Source organism: Synechocystis sp. IPPAS B-1465 (assembly GCF_003015225.1).
In the GTDB taxonomy this organism is placed as follows: Bacteria; Cyanobacteriota; Cyanobacteriia; order Cyanobacteriales; family Microcystaceae; genus Synechocystis.
The window spans coordinates 1-2,621 of record NZ_CP028096.1 but is presented as its reverse complement, the minus strand read 5'-3'; the positions used below and the strand labels follow the sequence as shown (position 1 = coordinate 2,621).

The following is a 2,621-nucleotide window of genomic DNA, read 5'->3' as shown; positions in this document are numbered from 1 at the left end:
CGGATAAAATCATTAGGCTGAGGAACATCATCAGATAGTCTTTTTTGAAGCATAGGTAATTCGCAATGAACATTAGATACCTATTAAATTTAGCACCAAATAGACTAAGATGCCAATTAAATTCTAATTTTTTAGAGCACCTGGAAAATATAACACCTCAAGTATAGTAATAGAACCCATAAGCCCGTCCCCCTTGTCAAAAGAGAATCCGTTCACCTTGTCGTTAGTCAAGGGTGCGTTCACTTCGTTCACCACTTCGTGCCCTTGACAACCGACAAGGTGAACTAATCAGACTATGAACACAAGGGGGACGGGGAAATGTAGGCATACTGCTAGAAAATACCAGAAACTCCCAAATTTGACTAATAGTTTTGATATTTTATTACTAAAACTAATAAATAACAAAATACTTATTAAATTAGTTTAGACCTGAAAAAATAGCACGCCTACTTCGTGACGGCGGCACACCACCACTAGGCACAAGTTGCTAACCGCACCACTTGATTAAAAGTAAAACCGTCAATTTTTGCCTGATTAACTTTTTGTCGCATACCGCCTGATAAATTATCGACTTTATTAATTTGTACTGACAGCCAAGACATTAAATTTTCCCCCCCGGTCAACCGCTTTAACGCCGCCAAAGCGGGAACTACTTGCGACACTGCCCACGCCGCTGTGTTAATCAGACTGGTAGTTTCTTTTGCCCCAACAACCCGGCACGGAGTCCCCACAGTATCAAGAACCAACTGCCACCAGGAGCAACGCTCACACCGACTAGCCCGCTTACCTGTACTTCTATCTAAAAAGTCAACTTGCCCAACAGCACACCCCGCTACATATTGTTCACATACCGAAAAATCTTTTTCGTCTACCGCAGTTTGGTATAAGTCAGCCAAGACGTTAACAAACTCTTTTGCTTTCTCATCTTTCAATTCTGCCTCAATATCCGTGCCACCGATAACCCCGTGATTATGATACGGGTCATATATTCTAGTTCTAGCATTACTACCCTTAGAACCGAAATACGCTGTCATACTGGTATAACCCTTGACTGTACTAGTTTGCTCACTGACATCAAACACCCTCGATAAGTTTCCCTGTATTCCTTCCTGATATGCCTGCTGAGGAGTGAGAATCCAAGACGAAACACGAACCTTGGCATCAACCCTGGTAGCCGCAAAACCAAAATGGCATTTTAACCCCGTGACTAATCGAGCACTTTCCATCAGGCCCAACCGCTCACATACCTGACCCGGAATCGAGAGAAAGACCCGCCAAAACCCATTGCTTTCATAGTGCCAAGCCAGAATAGAGCCACAACCAAACCTCGCAGAATGTTCCCAATAGATACCCCTTGGCAATCCAACCCCCGGACAATACTCCAAAGTTTCCCTAGTGGCATTGGCTACATACTGCGCCAACTGCTTAACCTGGAGTGGCACCAACTCAGCTTCCCCTGTCACCCCGGAATTAATCAGGAAAGTCCCTTGAATCCAGTGGATCGCCACCTCGTGTTGACCCCCATCGAGAAGCATATTTCGCCCCCTGCTAGGTAACCAGCTTCCATCAGGTTTAAGCTCTTGGCATTTCAACCCCGTGTTACCAAATGGGGTTTTGCCTACCAGGGCAACCGAGTCTAGTGATAAAGTCATAATGAGTATTTAATATTTGTTTGAAGAAAGGCCCCCTCAGAACTGGTAATTCGCAAAGGGAGCCTATTTTTTTGTTGTTAATGCCCAAAGGAAATAGCATCAAGCTTGGAGCTTAACCCCAGTAATTGTCTGTTGAGGACGACCCCGCCCGTCAGGTATTGACGCAAATTCCAAGTCATAAGCCCCCGGAACTTGCCGAAACTGTGACCAGAGAGAAAATTCAGCCGGAACAGTCAAAGCAGGAAGCCCCTTTGCATTATCAGTATTAACCGCATCAGGACTAGCGTATTGGACCTTTAAACTTTGAACTAACCGCCCAGTAATTCTATCTTGAAACTCAGATTTAGTAACGTAAAGAACTTGATATTTAGACATTAGAACGCCGCCCCTTTAAAAAGTCAAAACCCTCATTTAGACCAGGCAATTCTTCATCAATTAAAGCTTGATAAGCTTTATCATAAGCGTCAACTAACTTATTCAAATCCTTATCAGGTAAAGAATCCTGAAGATATTCAATATAAAATCGCAAACAGTAATTAAGAACCTTATTTGCATTAATAGAAGATTCAGGGGACTGAAGATTTACTATTGCTTGAATAAAAGCATAATTAGTAAATTCAATGGTAAAAGAACGCTTTTTAGATAAAGAGTCCATATCACCAGAAGTCGAGACACCACCATTAATTAAAGCCCGGATAAAATCATTAGGCTGAGGAACATCATCAGATAGTCTTTTTTGAAGCATAGGTAATTCGCAATGAACATTAGATACCTATTAAATTTAGCACCAAATAGACTAAGATGCCAATTAAATTCTAATTTTTTAGAGCACCTGGAAAATATAACACCTCAAGTATAGTAATAGAACCCATAAGCCCGTCCCCCTTGTCAAAAGAGAATCCGTTCACCTTGTCGGTTGTCAAGGGCACGAAGTGGTGAACGAAGTGAACGCACCCTTGACTAACGACC

The 2,621-nt window shown here is 42.4% G+C and carries 2 protein-coding genes; both read right to left on the bottom strand.

Translation table 11 applies throughout. The features are described from left to right. Positions 1–473: 473 nt before the first annotated feature. On the bottom strand, positions 474–1,535 hold the full coding sequence (locus C7I86_RS16705; RefSeq protein ID WP_148284603.1) for a replication initiation factor domain-containing protein: 1,062 nt from the start codon (positions 1,533–1,535) through the stop codon (positions 474–476). A gap of 484 nt (positions 1,536–2,019) precedes the next feature. Then, positions 2,020–2,397: a hypothetical protein gene (locus C7I86_RS16695; RefSeq protein WP_106907937.1), complete on the bottom strand. Its 378-nt coding sequence runs from the start codon at positions 2,395–2,397 to the stop codon at positions 2,020–2,022. Between the last annotated feature and the right edge of the window lie 224 nt (positions 2,398–2,621).